This is a genomic window from Candidatus Merdisoma sp. HCP28S3_D10, assembly GCF_052065835.1.
Lineage (GTDB): Bacteria > Bacillota > Clostridia > Lachnospirales > Lachnospiraceae > Laedolimicola.
Window position 1 is genome coordinate 441,561 of sequence record NZ_JBQHTG010000001.1, and the last position, 13,680, is coordinate 455,240.

The 13,680-nt window shown below is 50.4% G+C and carries 12 protein-coding genes and 7 tRNA genes; 1 reads left to right on the top strand and 18 read right to left on the bottom strand.

All coding sequences use genetic code 11. From position 1 onward, the window contains the following. Window positions 1-71: 71 nt before the first annotated feature. From ACTNCH_RS02055 to ACTNCH_RS02140, 18 genes are all read right to left on the bottom strand, one after another. Window positions 72-1,553 (bottom strand): S1C family serine protease, encoded by a 1,482-nt coding sequence (locus ACTNCH_RS02055; RefSeq protein ID WP_441015221.1) that lies wholly within the window; start codon window positions 1,551-1,553, stop codon window positions 72-74. A gap of 355 nt (window positions 1,554-1,908) precedes the next feature. Beyond that, the gene (locus tag ACTNCH_RS02060) at window positions 1,909-2,169 is read right to left on the bottom strand and encodes a type II toxin-antitoxin system Phd/YefM family antitoxin (RefSeq protein ID WP_441015220.1); all 261 of its coding nucleotides are present in this window, start codon (window positions 2,167-2,169) and stop codon (window positions 1,909-1,911) included. Window positions 2,170-2,341: 172 nt separating this feature from the next. Continuing rightward, a tRNA-Leu gene (locus ACTNCH_RS02065) sits at window positions 2,342-2,422 on the bottom strand. A gap of 79 nt (window positions 2,423-2,501) precedes the next feature. Beyond that, window positions 2,502-2,574: transfer RNA gene (locus tag ACTNCH_RS02070), tRNA-Lys, on the bottom strand. 39 nt (window positions 2,575-2,613) lie between these two features. Continuing rightward, window positions 2,614-2,685, bottom strand: a tRNA-Gln gene (locus ACTNCH_RS02075). A 19-nt stretch (window positions 2,686-2,704) separates the two neighbouring features. Next, window positions 2,705-2,778: transfer RNA gene (locus ACTNCH_RS02080), tRNA-His, on the bottom strand. 46 nt (window positions 2,779-2,824) lie between these two features. Beyond that, window positions 2,825-2,898, bottom strand: a tRNA-Arg gene (locus ACTNCH_RS02085). A 49-nt stretch (window positions 2,899-2,947) separates the two neighbouring features. Then, window positions 2,948-3,018: transfer RNA gene (locus ACTNCH_RS02090), tRNA-Gly, on the bottom strand. A 9-nt stretch (window positions 3,019-3,027) separates the two neighbouring features. Further along, window positions 3,028-3,102 (bottom strand) — tRNA-Pro (locus ACTNCH_RS02095). Between the two features lie 97 nt (window positions 3,103-3,199). Continuing rightward, the gene (locus ACTNCH_RS02100) at window positions 3,200-3,679 is read right to left on the bottom strand and encodes a metallophosphoesterase family protein (RefSeq protein WP_441015219.1); all 480 of its coding nucleotides are present in this window, start codon (window positions 3,677-3,679) and stop codon (window positions 3,200-3,202) included. After that, complete coding sequence (locus ACTNCH_RS02105; protein ID WP_441015218.1) at window positions 3,676-4,272, bottom strand: XTP/dITP diphosphatase; 597 nt, start codon at window positions 4,270-4,272, stop codon at window positions 3,676-3,678. Before ACTNCH_RS02105 ends, ACTNCH_RS02100 begins: the two co-directional genes overlap by 4 nt. Before the next feature lie 28 nt (window positions 4,273-4,300). Beyond that, window positions 4,301-5,668, bottom strand: coding sequence for a lectin like domain-containing protein (locus ACTNCH_RS02110; RefSeq protein ID WP_441015217.1), 1,368 nt, complete (start codon window positions 5,666-5,668; stop codon window positions 4,301-4,303). Further along, the gene (locus ACTNCH_RS02115) at window positions 5,665-6,822 is read right to left on the bottom strand and encodes a THUMP domain-containing class I SAM-dependent RNA methyltransferase (RefSeq protein ID WP_441015215.1); all 1,158 of its coding nucleotides are present in this window, start codon (window positions 6,820-6,822) and stop codon (window positions 5,665-5,667) included. Before ACTNCH_RS02115 ends, ACTNCH_RS02110 begins: the two co-directional genes overlap by 4 nt. A 111-nt stretch (window positions 6,823-6,933) precedes the next feature. Then, window positions 6,934-7,266: a rhodanese-like domain-containing protein gene (locus ACTNCH_RS02120; protein WP_441015213.1), complete on the bottom strand. Its 333-nt coding sequence runs from the start codon at window positions 7,264-7,266 to the stop codon at window positions 6,934-6,936. Between the two features lie 122 nt (window positions 7,267-7,388). Beyond that, entirely contained in the window at window positions 7,389-8,171 is a 783-nt protein-coding gene (locus tag ACTNCH_RS02125; RefSeq protein ID WP_441015211.1) for an HAD family hydrolase, read from the bottom strand. Next, window positions 8,155-8,622: a PTS sugar transporter subunit IIA gene (locus tag ACTNCH_RS02130; protein ID WP_441015209.1), complete on the bottom strand. Its 468-nt coding sequence runs from the start codon at window positions 8,620-8,622 to the stop codon at window positions 8,155-8,157. The genes ACTNCH_RS02125 and ACTNCH_RS02130 overlap by 17 nt, the downstream gene beginning before the upstream one ends. After that, window positions 8,603-9,988, bottom strand: coding sequence for a class-II fumarase/aspartase family protein (locus ACTNCH_RS02135; protein ID WP_441015207.1), 1,386 nt, complete (start codon window positions 9,986-9,988; stop codon window positions 8,603-8,605). The genes ACTNCH_RS02130 and ACTNCH_RS02135 overlap by 20 nt, the downstream gene beginning before the upstream one ends. A gap of 3 nt (window positions 9,989-9,991) precedes the next feature. Continuing rightward, the gene (locus ACTNCH_RS02140) at window positions 9,992-11,569 is read right to left on the bottom strand and encodes a PTS transporter subunit EIIC (protein ID WP_441015205.1); all 1,578 of its coding nucleotides are present in this window, start codon (window positions 11,567-11,569) and stop codon (window positions 9,992-9,994) included. A gap of 190 nt (window positions 11,570-11,759) precedes the next feature. Between ACTNCH_RS02140 and ACTNCH_RS02145 the strand changes: the two genes are divergently transcribed. Next, window positions 11,760-12,998: a helix-turn-helix domain-containing protein gene (locus tag ACTNCH_RS02145; protein ID WP_441015203.1), complete on the top strand. Its 1,239-nt coding sequence runs from the start codon at window positions 11,760-11,762 to the stop codon at window positions 12,996-12,998. The last annotated feature ends 682 nt before the right edge of the window (window positions 12,999-13,680 follow it).

A 13,680-nucleotide genomic window follows, 5' to 3' on the forward strand; every position in this document is an offset into this window, starting at 1 on the left:
TAAATAGTTTCACAGGTGGAAAAAAGTCCGGCTGTTATCAAACCACAGCCGGACTCTCTGTTCATTTCTATTTACTTGCTGGCTGCCTCAACCTCAGCCTTGGTGCTTAAGGTCAGCGTCACGGTCTTTTCCACATAGCTTCCGTCCTCCGGAGACTGTACGGTCACCTCCACCGTCTCGCCTGCCTCATAGTACTGCAGACGCTGCCGCAAAGCATCATAGGTCGTCACTCCCACGCCGTCAAACCGGGTCAGGATATCTCCCTTCTTCAGTCCTGCCTGATCTGCCGCGCAGCCTGCCACTATAGACTTCAGATAGATACCCTCCGGCATATCGTACTGCTGCGCAATCTCACTAGTTACGTCCTGACAGGTGATTCCCAGATACCCTACCTTCTCGCTGTCTACCTCTGACCGTGTCTTCAGGTTCTGCAGATCGCCGATAATGCTCTCCACGTCGGAAATAGGAATGGCATAGCCCATACCCTCCACATAGTTAGAGGACAGCTTGGCCTCATTAATACCAATAACCTCGCCCTTCATATTCAGAAGCGCTCCGCCGCTGTTGCCCGGATTGATGGCTGCGTCTGTCTGGATCAGCTTATTGCTGATGGTGCTGCCATCTTCATTCTGCAGGGTAACCTCTCGGTCCAGGGCGCTGACAATTCCCGTCGTCACTGACTGACCGTAGCCCAGGGCATTGCCGATGGCCACAACCTGATCTCCCACCTGCATCTGAGAGGAATCACCGATGGACGCCGTCTTGATCTCGGCCATGGTTTCAGCCGGAATATCGGAAAGCTTTACCGCAATGACGCCCACATCCTTGGTGGCGTCCGTTCCTTTTACCTGCGCTTCTACAGCGGTAGCTCCGTCTTTTCCTTCGTCTACGCTGAACAAAACAGACAGGTTGGTGGCTCCCGTAATCACATGGTTGTTGGTGACAATCAGAAGCTCGCTGTCATTCTGGCCGATGATGATACCGGTTCCGGTAGAGGTCTCCTCCTGCTGGCGCGGCTGGCTGTACCAGCCAAAGCCCCAGTAATTCTGGACCTCCTTCACGCTGACATTGGTGATGGCTACCAGAGACGGCATACACTGGGTTACGATGTCAGATACAGACGCTGCGCTACCGGAAGAATCGTTTCCGGTCTGCGGCTGTACCGTTCCCACCTCCGGCTTGCTGACGCTGCCGGTGGTATTCTGGCCGGCGGAGGCTGTCACCTTGTCGCCGAACAGCTTCTGTCCCACAAAATTGGTTCCCTGAAAGGCTGCGCCTGCCACCACGCCAAACACCAGCGCGATGCATACAGTCTTCGCCAGGGTACGTCCAAAGCCCTTCTTCTTTTTCTGCTTCGGGGGCACAGAGCCTCCTGTATACTGGCTGTCTCTGCCATCATAGCTGTTATGATAATCCGTCGTTCTGTTTTCCGTTCTCTGCTCCTCGGTGTCCTGATAAAACGGGCCGCTATAGCGATACTGACTTCCGGTCGTTTCCGGATTCTCCGATGTATTCTGATTCTCAGACGTATTCTGATTTTCTTCCTCGTACATAAATATGTGCTCCTTCCTCCGCTCACTTTACTCCGTAGTTTAACAGGCAATTGTGTTCAAAGTGTGAGTAAAACATTAAAAAAAGTTTACAATTTCTCCGTCGCAGTGCGATAATGATTTTTATGTAATAAATCCGCAGGGTGCTTATACCCTACGGATTCTTCAGATTATTATTGCATTACATCTTACTCTGATAGTTTTCCAACTGGTGAAAAATTCCAAGTACATTGACTACATTTCCATCTATATTGAAAACCACAATATAGCTCATACCCGAAACGATAGCTTCTCTGTAATTCTTCTTCGCCAGATACGCATCTCTGCATTTGGGAAATTGAAAAGGATTATCTTCAAACTATAAGTCATATTTCGCCCTCGTCTCTCTGAGCGCTGCCCTTGCATCTCGCACCTGTCCATTCTCCACCTGCTTTTCAGATATTTCAATATCCTTATACATGGTAAGCTGTTTCATTGTTGCTTCATAAATCTCCATACTCATAATAACCATATCTCCATAACCATTCTTTGTTACAAAAATCGGCTCCTCCATTTTGTGACACATATCAGAAATCTCTGCTGTATTTTTCAAATCTTTAATCGGAATTATCTGTGGCATAATCGGCACCTCCTTCTTTATGGGATAATTATACCATAATTATATTCTTTTTCAATCCTTTTTATTTTCCATGAATGCCTCATAAACTCCATCCAACTGATGTCAAATAATATAAAAATAAGGGTATTCAAAAACCTTAAAAGCCTTTGAATGCCCTTATTTTCTGCAACAATGCGGATAACAGGACTTGAACCTGCACGGGGTTACCACCAGAACCTAAATCTGGCGCGTCTGCCAATTCCGCCATATCCGCGTATTGCTGTCCGCTTTCGTGGACTTGCTTAAATAAAAAGACCGAAAACCCTGTATTCACAAAATCTTCGATCCTCTCATGAAGCATCGGGGATTCGAACCCCGGACAACTTGATTAAAAGTCAAGTGCTCTACCGACTGAGCTAATGCTCCTTATCCATTTAAATTGCGGAAGGTTTTCATCCGTCCCAACTGGGCTAACTGGATTCGAACCAGCGAATGCAGGAGTCAAAGTCCTGTGCCTTACCGCTTGGCGATAGCCCAAAATTTTGCTCTCGCAAAGGGTGGATAAAGGGATTCGAACCCTTGGCCTCCAGAGCCACAATCTGGCGCGCTAACCAGCTGCGCTATACCCACCATATCTTGCCAAGTAACGGCATATGCAAATCTTGCAATCTGCAAATGTGCTCGAAGGGATTCGAACCCCCGACCCACGGCTTAGAAGGCCGTTGCTCTATCCAACTGAGCTACGAACACAAACCCTTCGAATGAAGTGTTGTCTGTAAGCAAAGTACTCACAGATCACAGCGGGTGATGGGAATCGAACCCACGTATCCAGCTTGGAAGGCTGGTGTTCTACCATTGAACTACACCCGCATGGTGCAATCGGGGTGACAGGATTCGAACCTGCGACCTCCTGGTCCCAAACCAGGCGCTCTAGCCAAGCTGAGCCACACCCCGAAGCTGTTCACCGCCGCGTCACTCGTGACGCAAAATATATTCTACTGGATAAAAGTAAAAATGTCAACAACTTTTTTCAAAAATCTTTAAACTTTTTTCAGATATATTTTATCGTATAGTGAGCGTCGCCTTTTTCATCGATTTCCATCACCATATAGCTGGGCTTTCTGCCCTCCTGGCGGGGATAAGACATACTGCCCGGATTCAAAACCGTCACGTCCTTTTCCTGCTCCAGATAGGGCCGGTGGGTATGCCCGAACATGGCGATATCAAAACTCCGTGCTCTGGCCTCCTCCTTCAGCATCTCAGTTCCCATGGAGATGTAATAATAGTGTCCATGGGTCAGAAGCACCCGGTATTTTCCGATTTCAAATTCATCTTCCCGGGGAAGATCGCAGAAAAAATCATTATTGCCAGCCACCATATGTACCGGACAGCCTGCCATTTCCCGGATTTTCTCCTCCCTGCCCTCCACGTCGCCGCAGTGAACCAGCATATCGATGGGCTGCTCCCGCTTCAGGGCTTCCCTCAGATTTCCTTCTTTTCCGTGTGTATCACTGACAATCAGTATTTTCATGCGTTTTCCCCTTCTAATACTTCTTTCATGGCCCGCAGCGCCTTGCCTCTGTGGCTCACCAGGTTCTTCTGTTCCATGGTAAGCTCTGCTGTAGAACAGCCAAATTCCGGCACAAAGAAAATCGGATCGTAGCCAAAGCCACCCTCGCCTCTCGACTCGTAACCAATGATACCCTCTATGGTTCCCCTGGTGGTAAATTCGTGTCCGTCCGGAAGCACCGCCGCAATCACACATACAAAACGGGCTGTCCGCTGTTCCTCCGGGACGCCTTCCAGCAGATCCAGAAGCTTCTGATTTTTGATCTCATATGGGGTATCCTCGCCCATATAGCGCGCTGAATAGACGCCGGGCTCCCCGTTCAGATAATCAATCTCCAGACCGGAATCATCTGCCAGTACCGGCGCGTCGGTCTGCGCCGCCACAGCCCGGGCCTTGATCAGGGCGTTCGCCTCAAAGGTGGTGCCGTTTTCTTCTGCGTTGCTCACGATACCGGCCTCCTTCTGGGACAGGATCGTAAGTCCGGGTCTTCCCAGAATTTCACGGATTTCTCTCATTTTTCCTTCATTTCCTGTGGCAAAAACTAATTTTTCCATCTTCTCTCCTCCGACGGCTCTTCCGCCCTTATCTTCCATTCGCATATACCTTCAGACACAGGTTGCTGTCCTGATTTGTCTCTACCCGTTCCCAGCCAGAAAAACCATCTGCGCTGATGTAGCCCTCGCCGTCACTCAAATCCACTGCCTCCCGCAGTTCCTCAGAGGAATATTCCACGGCGATAGGGTATTTGGAACCGGGCGTCGTGATCTGTACCACAACGGCGAACCGCTCTCCTGCTTCTACGGAAACCGCTTCCTGCAGATCTATCGTATAATAGCCTGCGTACTGCAGATACCCGGATTGGAGAAGCTGTGCCTCTCCCAGGGATTGCTCCCCGTCAAATTCCGGCTGAACGCTGATCCGGTACTCGGTGTCCGGACCGGTAGCGTAAAAGCCTACTGCCTGAAGGGTCTGATTTCCCGAAGCCTCGTATACGTTGGCAAAGCTGGCTTTTTCCGTATGGTAGCCGATCTGTCCGCACCAGCCGCACAGATCCGACTGATACAGCTCATCATAATTCTCCGCATCCTCCACCCTGGTGTAGGCCACGCTGTCATTTCCTATGTTGGCGTCATAATAGGAGACATAAAAGATTCCCGCTTCTCCAAAGCCTGTTCCCCAGCTGTTCTGGCAGATAAACGCGCCGTCCCCCTCCACCGTCTGACTGAAATTCTCTGCCGGGTACTGATCGTCCCAACCGATAATAACCACATCGTGATTGGAGGCTTCCCCGCCGGTGTATGCATAGCTGTGATACTTCCGGCTGTAGTATCGGGAATCCTGGGTCGGATCGGTAAAATCCATATACAGGGAACTTTCCACGCCTCCATGGAGATAAACCGTCTGCTTGATGGCCTCATAGTCCTTCGCCTCCGGCATCCGCACCTCCTGTACATGGCAGACCGCCGCCAAATCATCGGGAGAGTAACCGTCCCCATAAGGGTCCGCCTCCTCCGGTACCGGTCCGGCCCAGGAGGTCAGATAAGCCACCGACATCACATAAGAACCGCCCTCTTCCGTCCCCATTTTAAAATGATTATGATAATTCAAGTGATCCCTGGAAAAATTCCACAGCTTCTCCGGCATCAGGGACGTCTCCAGCGCTGTCAGACCGGCAAAGGCCCAACAGGTTCCATGCCGGCCCTGATCCCGGACCGGAACGCTCCGGCCCTCCTCCCGGTAATCATACCGATCCGGGAGTTTTGTTTCTTCCCTGTTCTGCTCGATTGCCAGGGCTTCCGCCGTTTTCTCTGCCCGTTCCCCCAGCATGGAGGCCACCAGGGCAGCGCCGCCCTCCGGCGTCTCTGCGGGAGCCGTCACTATATCCAGCGCTGTCATTCCACAGCATACCAGAAATGCCAGCACCATCAGCGTTTTTATTATCTTTTTCATACATTCTGCCGCGGTCTCCGGGGCGGTTTGGGACCCGGAAACTGATAGAAATAGGTTTTCAGCATTCCATTGTAGATTTTGCGGTTTTTGGCTGCCTTACGGCCCAGATACCGTTCTGCGTCCTCGTAGCTGGTAATCAGATACATAGACCAGTCGTCAAGGCGCCCATAGGCTTCTCCAAGCTCCCGGTATAGGGCCGGGAGGGCTTCCTTCTCCTCCAGCCGCTCGCCGTAGGGAGGATTGGTGATGACAAAGCCGTATTTTTTCGGGTGACGGAGTTCCGCCACCGGACGCGCCTGAAAATGAATCAGGTGATCCACGCCGGCTTCCCTTGCATTTTCCCGGGCTGCCTTTACCATATCCGGGTCGATGTCGTAACCCTGAATGTCGGTCTCTATCTCGTCTTTGATGAGGTCGTTGGCCTCCTCCACCGCATTGTACCAGAGTTTTCTGGGAATCCTGTTCTTCCAGTCTTCCGCTATAAATTCCCGGTTCATGCCCGGAGCGATATTGGCCGCCATCATGGCTGCCTCGATGGGGAAGGTGCCGCAGCCGCAGAAGGGATCCACCAGAATCCGGTCGCCCTTCCAGGGAGTCAGCATAATCAGCGCAGACGCCAGCGTCTCCGTAATCGGCGCTTTGCTGGTGAGCTTTCTGTAGCCTCTTTTATGAAGGGATACGCCGGTGGTATCCAGACCTACCACCGCCTCGTCCTTCAAAAAGGTGATACGGACCGGGTAGGAGGCTCCCTCCTCGCTGAACCAGGTCACGTTGTATTTGGTTTTCAGCCGTTCTACCATAGCCTTTTTGACAATGGACTGTATATCCGAGGGACTGAAAAGCTTGCTCTTGACAGAGGTTGCCTTTGTAACCCAGAATTTTCCATCTGTCGGAATATAATCTTCCCAGGGAATGGCTTTGATCCCCTCGAAGAGCTCGTCAAAGGTCTCTGCTTTGAATCTGCCTACCTGCAGCATGACCCGCTCCGCCGTCCGGAGGAAGATGTTGGCCCGGCACAGGGCGTCCATATCTCCGATGAAGGTCACGCGGCCATCCTCTACCAGGCTCACATCATAGCCCAGATCCTGTATTTCCCGTTTTAATACTGCCTCCAACCCAAAATGACAGGGCGCAAGGAATTCGAATGTTTCCATAGATTCTCCCTTTTTCTGTATTCAGACAGACGGCAGACACAGGTTTCCCTGTATATGCCGCCTTGCATCTACTTTTTATCTTAATATGCCCACTGTCCGCTGTCAATATTTTTATGACGGATCGACACGCCCGGATCCGCCATAGCGCTCCAGATTCCGGCCTTTGTAAGCCTGTATCCCACCCACCAGGGTTGCGGTCCGGTATCCTTCCTCCGCCAGCTCCCGGGCGGCCTTCATGCTGATGCTGCCCCGATCGCAGTAGAGAACCAGCCTTTTGTGGCGCAACAGCCGGGCCCGTTCCTTAAGCTGTCCATAGGGGATACAGACAGCGCCCTTCAGGTGCAGGCGGCGGAATTCCCCCGGGTCCCGGATATCAATCACGATACAGTCCGGCCGGAACAGACAGCGATCGATTTCCCTGGGGGATATGGTCCCGAAATTCATACGATCACCTTCTATATAGAGGAGTATACTTTATGAGTATGCGAAAAAGAGAGCGTCGTGAAAGTATTTTATATAAAGCAAAAGAGCCCGCTCTGCCATGCAGAACGGGCGGTAATTTGTTTTTAATTTTGAGACAGGAAAGCCAGGCAGGCTGCTACGTCCGGGAATATGCGGGACGACTGGATCTCCCGGCGGATAGCTTCATTGGCCCCTTTTAGGGTACAACCCTGATAGCGGCGCAGCATACCTAAATCATTATAGGAATCTCCGATAGCGGTAATACTTCCTGTAAATCCGATGGCCTTGGCCAGAATTGCGATTCCTTCTTCTTTTCCAAGACCCCGGCTTACAATATCCGCGTTATTTTCGTTGGCGAAGGCCTCCGCTCCGGGGTAGCGGGCGTTAATCTGCTCTGCGGCTTCAAGAGTTTTATTGCTGTCGTGAAAGCGCACATGAACCTGCAGCGTATCACGGCAGACCCTCTGAAATTCCTCCTGCATAATAGTCTCCCCGATCCCGTGATACAGAATATCCTCCTGCTCATTCTCTGTAATAACCTGTTTTCGGAACCCTTTGCAGGTGACGTCTACCGGTATTCCATATTGCTCCAGCAGATAATCGGTTATCTGCAGTACCTCGGCTGTATCCATTGTTTTCTCATACAGGACTCTGCCGTCCCAGCTTACGATACGCGCGCCGTTATTGCAGATCAGATAGTCGGCCTCGGCTCCCCATTCTTCCAGTTTTTCCCTGAGTATGATTTCTTCCCGGCCAGTGGCAATGAGGAACAGGTTCCCCTGCTGCCTCCAGGTCCGGACTGCCTGTATGTTTTCTTTTGTAATCTGTGAGTTTACATAATATGTCCGATCAAAATCGGACGCCAACAATTTAGCCAAATTTGACAATGCCATTTTCTCCATTTTGAACCGTGCCTTTTTTCAGCAAGGTTATATTTTCTCCGCTTGTGAAGATAACCGGGGAAACCACGGATTTTCCCTGGGCTTTCAGGTAATCTGTATCTACCTTTACCAGAACGTCTCCCTGACTGACGGTATCACCCTGGCTGACCTGTACGTCAAAGCCCCGCCCATTCAGCGCCACGGTGTCCATACCGATATGAATCAGAATCTCCTTTCCATCATCGGTGCTCAGGCCAAAGGCATGGCCGGTAGGAAATGCAGTAACAATCGTTCCGCTCATGGGCGCGGTCACTTCCGTTCCTGTCAGCTCTACCGCAAATCCGTCTCCCATCATTTTCCCGGCAAATACCGGATCCGGACACTGTTCAATAGGAAGCAGCGTTCCTGTCATCGGTGATACAAATTCTTCTTTTTTCTTACGACTGAATAATCCCATGTTCTTGGTTCTCCTTTACCCTTTTGGCGCATTCTTTTGCTTCTTTTGCCATGCGGCGGGCCAGAAAGGCGGATAATCCCGTATAATTCTCAGGCTTTATCATTTCTTCCAGCTCCTGGGCCTTAAAGTTTTCGGCCAGTACCGGATCTTCCTTCAGCACGGTAAGATAATCTTTGCCGTCCAGCTCTGCCAGCATCGCTTTATCATATAATAACTCATGGGCGCGATCCTTGCCAAGCTTTTCCGCTATTTTCATCATGACACACTCGCTGTTATCAAGTCCTTTATTTAAAAGGGCGTTCTGGTACATGCGTTCCCTGTTCACATGAAGGTCCGCCGTCAGCTCCTCCGCGCGCATCAATACCTCTGTCGTCAGTTCCAGAGCCTCCTCCAGCATACCGTCATACAGCATGTAAGCGCTGGAGTCTCCCTCAAACATCCGTACACCGGCAAAAAGTCCGGTGGATACCAGGGAATACAGTTTCTGGGAATTGGCTATGATACCCTTTGCCAGCTTCGGATTGATTTTCTGTGGCATGGTGGAGCTTCCCACCGTACCCTTCTGAAAAGGCTCGCTGACCTCCCCGAATTCTTCCAGTCCTGTGTAGTAGACTTCCTCCGCTATTTTGTGAAAAGCGTTGCATAATAGCGCCAGATTCATGATATATTCTTCTTTTTGGCTGAAGATGTTGCGGGACGGAACCGGCATACTGTACATTCCCAGCTTCTTAGCAAAGCGCTGCTGTACCCGCCAGCCCTTTTCGCCAGTGGCGTTGAAGGCGCCTACCGCGCCTCCCGCCATAGCCTGGAACACCCGTTTTTCACATTCTTCCAGACGCTCCCGGGCATTCAGAAGCTCGCTGATCCAGACAGACACCTTATAGCCGTAGGTAATCGGAATTGCGTGCCGCCCATGGGTGCGCCCCGGCATGACCGTCTCCGCATGAGCCTCAGCCAGATCGCCCAGGTGCTCCAGGATATCTGCCACGTAGGACAGGAAAATCCGATGAATTTTATAGGTAACATAGAGCTGGCCTGTCTGCTGGATATTCTGAGTAGTCACGCCGTAATGGACGTATTTTCCACCCTCCTCGCTGCAGGCCTTTACCAACACTTTTACGAAGGGCACAAAGCCATGGCCCACCTTCGCCTGAATACGCTCCATTTCCTCCAGATCGATTCGATCCAGCTTCGCATTTTCTATGATATTGTCTGCTGCGCTGCGGGGAATAAAGCCTTCCTCTGCCTGCGCGTCAGCCAGCGCAGCCTCCGCGAGGAGCCAGGATTCTATCTTCGCTTCCTTTGTAAGCAGTTTTTTGATTCCTCTGTCATTTCCTTTGCTCTTTGAATCATATAATGCTCTCATTTTTTATCCCTTCAGCAATTTATCAACGGCGTTTCTTACAAATTCCACATGAGGTCCAAATACCACATGGATATGGTTCGTAGACGGGAAGAAGATACCTGCGCAGCCAGAATCACGCAGTCCCACCTGATTTACCTGCGCCGGATCCTTTAAATCAATACGAAGTCTGGATACACAGTTTTCCACATGTACAATATTCTCCGGACCGCCCAGATTCTCCACTACAATGCGGGCGATTTCCGGCCAGTTCTTATCCTTCAGCAGCGTGCTTGCGGACTCCTCAATTTCAAAGGATTCCCGTCCCGGCGTCTCCAGGTTCCATTTCTTAATGAAGAATTTAAACGCAAAGTAGAAAATTACAAAGTTTACGATACCCAGCAGAATCAGGTTCAGCCAGTGAGTGTTCTCATACATCAGACCGAAGATTCCAAAATCGAAGATTGTTCCGCGGATGTACCCGATGCTGATATGCAGGAACTGATAAGGAATGGTCATCAGACCGCACAGTACGCAGTATACCGCGAAAAGCTGCGGAGAAATGAACAGGAATGAAAACTCCAGCGGCTCTGTAATATTTCCAAGAAAAGCGGTCAATACACAGGTCATGATGACGCCCTTGCACATTTTCCGGTTCTTCAGGTATGAAGTATGGTACATCGCCAGTCCGATGGCCGGGATACGAAACAGCGTAGTCAGCATCTGAGAACCTCCCAGGTAACTGGTCAGCTTCGGCATCAGCTCTGCCCAGTAGGGACTGTCCGGACCCAAGTTAAATAAAATCTCATTTACTGCCGGAAGGATACCTACATACTCTGTACCATTGATAAGGTAAGTTCCGCCTGCCTCTGTAAAGCGGACAACCGCCGCCAGTACATGGTGCAGTCCGAAGGGAATCAGCGCCCTGTGCAGCATATAGTAGATACCGCTTCCGATGTAGTTGGTGGTAAAGATAAAGGAAATGCTGATCAGGAAGCTGATTAACAGGTTCCATATAATCGGCAGCACCAGGCCAATCGGGATCATACATACAAAGGTAATAATCGGAATGGATTTCTTTCCTCCAAAGAACGCGAAGGCCAGCGGAAGCTCCAGATTGTAAAACTTATCTGCTACCTTGGCAGCCACCAGACCGGAAATCAATCCGCCCAGGGCCTCAGTCTTCAGTGTCTGTACGCCCAGCACCATACCCTGGCCTACCTGCGCCATGGTGTCGGCGTCTGCCAGCGTACCCGTATTTTTCAGGAATACATTCATGACCGTATTCAAGGTCAGATATCCCACTACAGACGCGAATACCGCGATTCCCTTTTCTTTCTTTGCCATTCCCTGCGCTACGCCCATGGCAAACAGAATCGGAATATTGTTGAAAATAATACTGGTAATATCCTTCGCTCCACTGATAATCAGTTTCAATACGGCTGTGTCCAGAATCGGAAATTTCTCAATCATGTAGCTCTGCCCCAAAGCGCTGCAGATACCCATAACCATACCAATCGGTGCTAAAAGTGCAATCGGAAGCAGCAGTGAACGTCCAAAGGTCTGGATTCCGTCTTTAAAGCTTCCCGCTTTTTTCTTGCTCATCATAACCCTCCTGAATTCTTAACAATTACTCATCCTCTTATTTTTCTGCATCCTTTGGCCAAAGATTAATTATACTATAGCCCTTGTGCGTTTTCTCTTCAAGGTCACCTTTCGACCCGAAAAAAATACAAAATATGACCCCAAAAAAGAAATATCTGTTATAATACGGCTATACGGGGGGAAATGAACGATGAGCATTCACTCTTATGATTTACAGACCTGTGCTTTTATCCAGGAAAAACAGACGCTTGCGCTGGAAAAATGCAGCCGGCTCTGTGGGAAAAGCACCGCATCCATAAAGCGGAGTATCTCCGCAATCAATGAGTATCTGGCACCGGAACATCAGATCCTCATCAGCAACAATCAGGCGGTTTTTCAGATGACTTATCTGGAATACCTTGCTTTTATCCAGTCTCTGACTCTGGAGGACTATGTGCCGTCCCAGACAGAACGGCTGGATATCATGACCATTTACGCCTTTTTCAACCTGACACTGAATATGTCCCATTTGTATGAGACGCTTCATTTCAGCCCTTCCACCAAAAAGAAGGATAGCCGCGCGTTGTCCGAATGGCTTCGATCCCAGGGGCTGGATACGGAAGTCGTGCCTAAGACCGGTATCCGCATTGCGGGAGATGAACTGAATTTCCGTATCTGCGTTGTTACCATTCTCTCCCGCTATCTGGAGGTGGATCAGGACTTCCGGCTGACGAAGCGTCTTGCCAACAATCCCCTGCAGTCCATGATTGCCGAATATTTTCTGATAACCGGAGACGCAGAGATTCAAACGGTATGGCAGCAGCTTCGGGAATTTATCGCCGCCTGTCAGTTCCGCATCTCCTATGCCTCCGTGAAATTCCTGTATATCTACATGGTCTGCGCTACTTTTCGACAGAATGCCGGTTATTCCCTCAAAGTCTCCCGGGAAATTCCGGTTCCGGTCCGGGATTTTCATCTGATGGACCAGGCTGCGGAAAATATGTTTGTCAACCATCTGATTTCCTCTCTGGATTTCAGCACTCGGGTCATGCCTCCGGTGAGTGAACAGCTTTTTGCCATCACCCGGAAGCTTATCTATAAACTCCAGAGCAATATTATTACCTGGATTCAGGACGACCACTTTATCTATGAGGAGGTGTATGCCTATCTCCATAAATCCCTGATCCGCAACACCTATCACTTTTCTTTTTATGATAACAAATTAGGTCAGTTTACAAGGAACTACACGCAGACCGTGAAACGGGCTGCTGACAACAAACGGCGCTATGCTCCCGGCTGGGTGCATAGCACCTGTTTGTTGCGGGGGTTTCCAAAGGGGGCAGCGCCCCATTTGGCACACGACTTTGCGGAGCAAAGTGTAGTGTGTTATACGCTCTGTCGGCGTTGCCCTGAAAATACCGTTGCCGCCGGGGAGGGCAAGGGCATTTGACGCGGCAGGAAAGCAGGGCTTTGTTTGGGGCTGGTAAGCCGGAAACAAAGGGCTGATTTCAGCAGCAGACAGGGCGTATTATGAAAGCCCCCGTCCCTCGTCCTCCGCCCCCGGCCTATGGGACAAAAAGTCCCAAAGCTCTGGACACCGTGACCAGATGTGTGGCCACACTCCGGGAAAAGTAGCAGGACGGCAGGAAACCGTCAAGGCTGAAATGAATGGGCTGACGCCCGGCCTTGACCGTTCCCCGCCGCCCCGCTGGATGGGTGGACAAGGTGGCCAATCCCTAAAAGTGTTTGGCCGCACTCGTTCATTTTGGGGCCTTTCTTCTCCCAAAATTGAAATGGGCGAGAAAGCCCTAAAATGGCTTTCCCGCCTTGATTACCCATTAGCAAAGACGGGCGAGACTGTCAACGGCGGCGCTGAAAGCGCCGTTCATCTTGACCGTTGACTGGCTCGCCTGGCTTTGCTACTGCCCGTAAGAGATGGAAAAACAAGATGGAAAACAAGGTTAAAAATGGTTGACAAGTCTATCGGATGTGTGTTATACTGTGCGACAGTTTGAGATTGGAAGGAGGCTTACGTGTGTTAATTTGTGTACGCTAATAAGCAATAAAAAGTAGAAGTACCTTTCCACATGATGGTGGGCTTTTTTTGCGTGCGTATGCAAAGGAACACGTAG

Coding starts and splice junctions, on each gene's coding strand:
- ACTNCH_RS02145 (WP_441015203.1), top strand. CDS start 11,760: ATGAGCATTCACTCTTATGATTTACAGACCTGTGCTTTTATCCAGGAA.
- ACTNCH_RS02060 (WP_441015220.1), bottom strand. CDS start 2,169: ATGCCACAGATAATTCCGATTAAAGATTTGAAAAATACAGCAGAGATT.
- ACTNCH_RS02120 (WP_441015213.1), bottom strand. CDS start 7,266: ATGAATTTCGGGACCATATCCCCCAGGGAAATCGATCGCTGTCTGTTC.
- ACTNCH_RS02140 (WP_441015205.1), bottom strand. CDS start 11,569: ATGAGCAAGAAAAAAGCGGGAAGCTTTAAAGACGGAATCCAGACCTTT.
- ACTNCH_RS02100 (WP_441015219.1), bottom strand. CDS start 3,679: ATGAAAATACTGATTGTCAGTGATACACACGGAAAAGAAGGAAATCTG.
- ACTNCH_RS02105 (WP_441015218.1), bottom strand. CDS start 4,272: ATGGAAAAATTAGTTTTTGCCACAGGAAATGAAGGAAAAATGAGAGAA.
- ACTNCH_RS02135 (WP_441015207.1), bottom strand. CDS start 9,988: ATGAGAGCATTATATGATTCAAAGAGCAAAGGAAATGACAGAGGAATC.
- ACTNCH_RS02115 (WP_441015215.1), bottom strand. CDS start 6,822: ATGGAAACATTCGAATTCCTTGCGCCCTGTCATTTTGGGTTGGAGGCA.
- ACTNCH_RS02110 (WP_441015217.1), bottom strand. CDS start 5,668: ATGAAAAAGATAATAAAAACGCTGATGGTGCTGGCATTTCTGGTATGC.
- ACTNCH_RS02130 (WP_441015209.1), bottom strand. CDS start 8,622: ATGGGATTATTCAGTCGTAAGAAAAAAGAAGAATTTGTATCACCGATG.
- ACTNCH_RS02055 (WP_441015221.1), bottom strand. CDS start 1,553: ATGTACGAGGAAGAAAATCAGAATACGTCTGAGAATCAGAATACATCG.